This window comes from Cellulomonas septica, from assembly GCF_012396155.1.
In the GTDB taxonomy this organism is placed as follows: domain Bacteria; phylum Actinomycetota; class Actinomycetes; order Actinomycetales; family Cellulomonadaceae; genus Cellulomonas; species Cellulomonas septica.
In genome coordinates this window covers 1-6169 of the sequence record NZ_JAAXOY010000166.1, presented here as the reverse complement: position 1 = coordinate 6169, position 6169 = coordinate 1, and the positions used below count along the sequence as shown (strand labels likewise).

Sequence of the window (6169 nt, the reverse complement as noted above, 5' to 3'; positions counted from 1 at the left end):
CGTGGCGCGAGCTCGGCCGACCGTTCTCCCCGACCGAGCGCCAGGTCGACCTGCTGCGCGACCTCGCCCGCCCGTCGTCGGCCCACGCGGCCTACCCGGTCGTCGACGGCCGGGTCTCGCTCGACCTGTCCCTCGCGCGGCACGAGGTCACGTTCGTCGAGGTCACGCCCGTCGCCGAGGCGTTCCACGAGGGCCTCGACGACCGCCGGCTGCTCGGCGTCGACGACGACCGGCTCGTCGCCGACCCGCCGGGGACCGGGCGCGCGGTGGCGCTCCTCAGCGGTGCGCGGGCGCACGTCGACGTGGGCGACCCGGAGCTCCCGACGCCGCGCACGCCCGACGACGGCCCGGCGCGGTGAGCGTCGTGAGTGCGGACGCCGAGCGGTTCTCCGAGGTCGGCCGCGGACCGTTCTCGCGCGGGTCCGCGGCGGTCTACTGGGCGGTCGTGATCGAGGGGCTCTTCGTGCTCACATCGCTCCCGACCCTCCTGGCGTTCGTGCTGCTCGACCGCGTGCCCGGCAACGCGCCGCTGTTCGCGCTCGCGGCCGTGCCGCTCGGACCGTCCCTCGCCGCCGCCGTCTTCGCCTGGCGCGACTGGCTCACGACGCAGCCCGGTGACCGCGACCTGTCACCGGCACGGCACTACTGGCGCGGCTACCGGCTGAACTGGCGCGACGTGCTGCGGTGGTGGGTGCCGACGCTCGTCGTGCTCACGGTGCTCGCGGTCAACGTCGCGGGGGCCGGTGCGCTGGGCGGGTCCGGCGGCGCGTTCGCCGTCGTGTCCCTCGTCATCGCCGTCGCCGTCCTGGTGTGGGCGGGGAATGCGCTCGTCCTGTCGTCGCTGTTCGCGTTCCGCACGCGCGACGTCGCGCGCCTGTCCGCGCACTACCTCGCGGCCAAGCCGGTCGGTGGCCTCGGGGTGCTCGCGCTCGTCGTGGTCGCCGTCGGCATCGCCCTGCTCGCGACCGACTGGCTCCTCGTCCTGCTCGCGTCCCCGCTGGTCGCCCTCCTGGTCCGCAACGCCACCCCGGTGATCGCCGACGCGAGATCCCGCTTCACCACCTGAGCCGGTCGAGCACGCCGCCGGCGCTTCGCTCAAGGCCGGCGGTGGTCGGCTGGTGGCCACGCGTTCGTCGAACTCGATGTAGCACATGGTGCTACCGTCGCAGCATGAGGACGATCGGCGTGAGGGAACTCAGGCAGGACGCGTCCGGCGTGCTGAGGCGCGTCGCCGACGGGGACCGCCTGGTCGTCACCGTGCACGGCCGTCCCGTCGCCGACCTCGTGCCACACGACGAGGTGCGTCCGACGTGGCGTCCGCTCGCGGAGCTCGCCGCTCTGTTCCCCGGGGTTCACGACCCCGACTGGGACGAGGACATGGCGACGGTCGACGGAGCTCCGACCGATCCGTACGAACGAGATGCCGAGCTGTGAGGCTGATTCTCGACACGAACATCCTGATCGACGGTCGCGTGCCTACCGGCAATGCGGACGAGGCCGCGATCAGCGTCGCGACGCTGGCCGAGCTGCGGTTCGGAGTGCTGGTCGCCCGCTCCCCGGAGACCAGAGCGGCACGGATGCGGGTCCTCTCGAGCGCGGAGGCCGGGCTGGCCGCGCTGCCGGTCGACGACGCGGTCGCGTCGTCCTACGCGTTGCTGGCAGCGAAGACCGTCGCGGCCGGTCGCCAGCCACGCGCCCGCGCCTTCGATCTGCTGATTGCCGCGACCGCGCACGCCCACGCTGCCGTCCTCGTGACAAGCAACGTGCGCGACTTCGCAGGTCTCGACGAGGTCCTCGAGGTTCGCACTCCGTAGAGGTCGAGCGCGGTCGATGCGGCGGGACGCGCTGCCGGGCCGTCGTCAGAAGATCGAGCGGCCGGTCGTGTCCAGGATGCCGCTGTGGCGGTACACGTAGGTGCGGAGCTGGTCGCGCCACTCGTGGGCGCTGCGGACCTGCTCGGCGAGCCGGTCCGCGACGCGCGCGTGCAGGTCGGCGGGGACCTGACCGGCGATCGCGTCCCACGCGGCGGCGTTCTCGACCGTCCGCGCAGCGCCGTCCCAGTGCGTGTCGTAGACGTGCTGGGCGACGGAGACCCCGCTGTGCAGCACGTGCGACCACGGCACGTGGTGGAAGAACAGCAGCAGCTCGTCGGGGCACGTCGCGACGTCCTCGTAGACGTCCCGCCACGGCGCCGGGAACTGGCCGGTGAACCCCGTACCGGTCGCGCGCGTGCGGTCGACGCCGATGCCGTCGCGGTCGGCGAAGTGGTACGTGCCCCACGGCGTGTACTCGTAGCCGTCCACGTCTGGGCCGTAGTGGTGGCCGGGCCGGACCATGAACCCGACGCCGAGCGGGGCGGTGTAGTCCTCGTACGTGCGCCACGAGTCGTCGAGGACACGGTGCAGCGTCTCGCGGACGACAGGGTCGGCGTCCGGGAAGGTGAGCCCGATCCACTCGTCGAGCAGCGTCTGCGGGTCCGCGAACGGGTCCCACGCGAGGCGCGCGAACGTGTAGAGGTTGGCCTGCGCGAGCGGGTGGCCGGTCCAGAACGCGTCGTCGCCGACGTTCGACACCGCGACGAGCCCGGCGCGACGGGCGTCGGGCGGCCCGGCGGTCCCGGCGGCGACGTCCGCGACGGTCCGGCCGCCGTCCTTCCACGGCCGGAAGCGCAGGATCTCCGACCACTGCGGGCCCAGCCACACGGCGTGCTGCTGCTGGCCGGTGTACTCCTGCGTGACCTGGAGCTCGACGGCGAGGCGCGTGCCCGGCATCGCGGCGATCACCGGGGAGACGGGCTCGCGCGTCTGGAAGTCCATCGGCCCGTACTTCACCTGGAGGACGACGTTGTCGTCGAAGCGGCCGTCGAGCGGGGAGAAGTGGTCGTGCGCGGCGCGGGCGCGGTCCGTCGAGCGGTCCCGCCAGTCCTGCTTGTGGTCGTAGACGAAGGCCCGCCAGAACACCGTGCCGCCGAACGGCTTCAGGGCACGGGCCAGCAGGTTCGCCCCGTCCGCGTGGTCGCGGCCGTACGCGAACGGGCCGGGCTGGCCCTCCGAGTCCGCCTTGACGACGAAGCCGCCGAAGTCGGGGACCACGTCGTAGACGTCGGCGACGCGCGCCGCCCACCAGGCCTGGACGTCGGCGTCGAGCGGGTCCGACGTGGGCAGGTCGCCGACCGTCATCGGCGCCGCGAACGACACCGACAGGTGGACGCGGATGCCGTGCGGGCGGAAGAGAGCCGCGATGCGCGCCACGTCAGGCAGGCCGTCCGTGAGCAGGCGGGCCTCGGTGCGGTGCACGTTGACGTTGTTGATCGACACCGCGTTGATGCCGACGGACCCGAGCAGCCGCGCGTAGGCGGCGACGCGCGACAGGTCGTCGCGCACGCGACCGTCGGCGTAGAAGATCGAGCCGCCCGCGTAGCCGCGCTCGACCTGCCCCATGACCGGGTGCACGTCGACGTTGTCCCAGTGGTCGAGCATCCGGACGTCGTTCGTCGGCGAGTACCAGGTGAGCGGCGTGTCGCCCTCTGACGCAGCAGCACCCGCCCGGACGAGGTGGTGGAGCCCGTACAGCAGCCCGGCCGCGTCCAGCCCGAGGACCGTCGTCGTCGCGCCCTCACGCAGCACGCCGAACGAGCCGCTCGCGGTGGGCACGTCGTCGGCGAGCGCACGGGTCGGCTCGTCGGACGCGGTCGACGACGGCACGAGCGCGAGCACGACGTCGTGCCCGCGCGCCGCGTCGCCCGTCAGCGACGCGTCGGGCGAGGCGACCGTCACCGAACCGCCCCAGCGTGCGGTCGCGGCGCGGACCTCGGCCACGACGGTCGCGCCGACCGGGTCGTCGGGTCCGACGGCGACGAGCACGCGGCGCTCGCCGAGCGGACGCAGCGCCTCGTCGGGCAGCCACATGGGGTGGGCGTCGGTGCTGGTCACGCGGGTCCTTCCGTGGTGCGGAGCCGGTCGGCGCGGGTGCGTCACCAGTCGTGGACGGTGCCGTCCTTGAGCCGGTTGAACGGCAGGTATGCCGGCTGGTACGGGAAGCGGTCGGCGACCTCGTCGTCGTAGACGACACCCAGTCCGGGCTCGTCGCCGGGGTGCAGGAACCCGTCGGTGAACGTGAACGACTGCCGGAACACCTCGTCGGTGCGGGCGCCGTGCTGCATGTACTCCTGGATCCCGAAGTTGTGGATCGCGAGGTCGAGGTGCAGCGCGGCGGCCATGCCCACGGGGGAGATGTCGGTCGGCCCGTGGATGCCGGACTTGATCTGGTACTGCGCGGCGAAGTCGAGGATGCGGCGCAGCGCGGTGATCCCGCCGGTGTGCGTGACGGCGGACCGTACGTAGTCGATGAGCTGCTCGCGGACGAGCGTCTGGTAGTCCCAGACGGTGTTGAACACCTCGCCGATCGCGAGCGGGGTCGTCGTGTGCTGCCGGACGAGCCGCAGCGCCTCCTGGTTCTCCGCGGGCGTGCAGTCCTCGAGCCAGAACAGGTCGAACGGCTCGAGGTCCTTGCCGAGCCGCGCCGCCTGGATCGGGGTCATGCGGTGGTGACCGTCGTGCAGCAGCGGCAGCTCGGGCCCGAACTCGCTGCGCACGGCCTCGAACACGCGCGGGATGTGACGCAGGTACGCGCGGGTGTCCCAGTCCTCCTCGGCGGGCAGGGGAGCGCGCTGCGCGGGCTCGTAGTCGTAGCGCCCGCCGCTGCTCGGCTGCGCCGCGACCCCGTAGACCGCGTCGATGCCCGGCACGGACGTCTGCACGCGGATCGACCGGAACCCGAGCTCCTGGTGGTGGCGGATCGAGTCGAACAGCTCGGGCAGGTCGCGGCCCGACGCGTGCCCGTACGCCATGATCCCGGTCCGGCTCGCACCGCCGAGCAGCTGGTACAGGGGCATGCCGGCGTAGCGGGCCTTGATGTCCCACAGCGCGACGTCGACCGCCGCGATGGCGGCCATCGTCACGGGGCCGCGCCGCCAGTACGCCGACCGGTAGAGGAACTGCCACGTGTCCTCGATGCGGTGCGCGTCCCGGCCGATCAGCAGCGGCACGACGTGGTCCTGCAGGTAGGAGACGACGGACAGCTCCCGCCCGTTGAGCGTGGCGTCGCCGAGCCCGACGACGCCGTCCTCGGTCGTGACGCGGAGCGTGACGAAGTTGCGGTCGGGGCTGCTGACCAGCACCTCGGCCGAGCGGATCGCGCTGCCCGACGGGCGGGTCGCGGGGCGGCCTCCGTCCGCGGCGGCCGGTGCGGTCGTCGTCACGTCGCGCGGGTCCGCGGCGCCGGTCGTCGGGCTCGCGGGGGTGTCGGTCGTGGGCTCGGGGTGCTGCGGCGTCATCGGTGCTCCCGTCGTGCGCGGCGCCGTCGCCGCGTGCGGTCCGTTCCGTCGTCGAGCCTAGACACCGTCGTCCCGATGCGGCAATCGCTTGCCAGATATTGCCAACCCGGCACCGCGTGGACCAGCATGGACACCGCCGCGGGAGGCCGGACGACGACGACCGGACGACCTGCGGCCGAGAGGAGACCATCGATGCCGGGCACCCGGCCCACCCTCCGCGACGTCGCCGACGCGGCGGGCGTCGCGGTCTCCACCGCGTCGCGCGCGCTCACGCGGCCCGGCCGCATCACCGAGGACACCGCCGCGCGCGTGCGGGCCGCCGCCGAGGAGCTCGGCTACGTGCCCAGCGCGTCCGGCCGCGCCCTGAGCTCCGGGCGCACCGGCACCGTCGCCCTCGTCCTGCCCGACGTCACGAACCCCTTCTTCTTCGGCATCGTGCGCGGCGTGCAGTCACGGCTGCGCGTCGACGGGTACACCCACGTGCTCGTCGACACCGAGGAGTCGGTCCCCGCCGAGGAGCGGGCGCTGCGCATGATCCGCTCGTCCGCGGACGGCGCGATCCTCGCCGCCCCGCGGCTCGAGGACTCGACGCTCGCGCGCTGGGCCCGTGACATGCCCCTCGTGACGATCAACCGGCCCGTCGACGGCGACGGCATCGTGCTCGACACGCCCGGCGGCGCCGTCCAGGCCCTCGAGCACCTCGCCTCCCTCGGCCACCGCCGCGTCGCCTACGCGTCGGGCCCGCGCACGTCCTGGTCGGACCGTCACCGCCGCGCCGCGCTGCGACCCGCCGCCCGCCGTCTGGGCGTCGAGCTCGTCGTCCTCGGCCCCTAC

At 73.6% G+C, this 6169-nt stretch carries 6 protein-coding genes and 1 pseudogene; 5 read left to right on the top strand and 2 right to left on the bottom strand.

Features of this window, described 5'->3' with window-relative positions; genetic code table 11:
- From HGA02_RS08340 to HGA02_RS08325, 4 genes and pseudogenes are all read left to right on the top strand, one after another.
- Nucleotides 1-359 (top strand): annotated as a pseudogene (locus tag HGA02_RS08340) (GH39 family glycosyl hydrolase); the annotation flags it as partial.
- Nucleotides 360-364: 5 nt separating this feature from the next.
- Complete coding sequence (locus HGA02_RS08335; RefSeq protein WP_168678628.1) at nt 365-1066, top strand: DUF624 domain-containing protein; 702 nt, start codon at nt 365-367, stop codon at nt 1064-1066.
- Between the two features lie 104 nt (nt 1067-1170).
- Nucleotides 1171-1434: a type II toxin-antitoxin system Phd/YefM family antitoxin gene (locus HGA02_RS08330; RefSeq protein WP_168678627.1), complete on the top strand. Its 264-nt coding sequence runs from the start codon at nt 1171-1173 to the stop codon at nt 1432-1434.
- Nucleotides 1431-1814, top strand: coding sequence for a PIN domain-containing protein (locus HGA02_RS08325; RefSeq protein WP_168678626.1), 384 nt, complete (start codon nt 1431-1433; stop codon nt 1812-1814). Before HGA02_RS08330 ends, HGA02_RS08325 begins: the two co-directional genes overlap by 4 nt.
- 45 nt (nt 1815-1859) lie before the next feature.
- On the opposite strand, the gene HGA02_RS08320 is transcribed toward HGA02_RS08325, so the two are convergent.
- Nucleotides 1860-3932 carry an alpha-glucuronidase gene (locus HGA02_RS08320; RefSeq protein ID WP_343035379.1) on the bottom strand — a complete coding sequence of 691 codons (2073 nt, stop codon included), beginning with the start codon at nt 3930-3932 and terminating at the stop codon, nt 1860-1862.
- A gap of 41 nt (nt 3933-3973) precedes the next feature.
- Nucleotides 3974-5335: a D-mannonate dehydratase ManD gene (gene manD / locus HGA02_RS08315; RefSeq protein WP_210728322.1), complete on the bottom strand. Its 1362-nt coding sequence runs from the start codon at nt 5333-5335 to the stop codon at nt 3974-3976.
- A gap of 192 nt (nt 5336-5527) precedes the next feature.
- Here manD and HGA02_RS08310 point away from each other — a divergent pair.
- Nucleotides 5528-6169: LacI family DNA-binding transcriptional regulator (locus tag HGA02_RS08310; protein WP_168678625.1), on the top strand; the 642-nt coding region annotated here is incomplete at its 3' end.

Bases quoted from the DNA above. Each gene is read 5' to 3' on its own strand.
- HGA02_RS08330 (WP_168678627.1), top strand. From the start codon at position 1,171: ATGAGGACGATCGGCGTGAGGGAACTCAGGCAGGACGCGTCCGGCGTG.
- manD (WP_210728322.1), bottom strand. From the start codon at position 5,335: ATGACGCCGCAGCACCCCGAGCCCACGACCGACACCCCCGCGAGCCCG.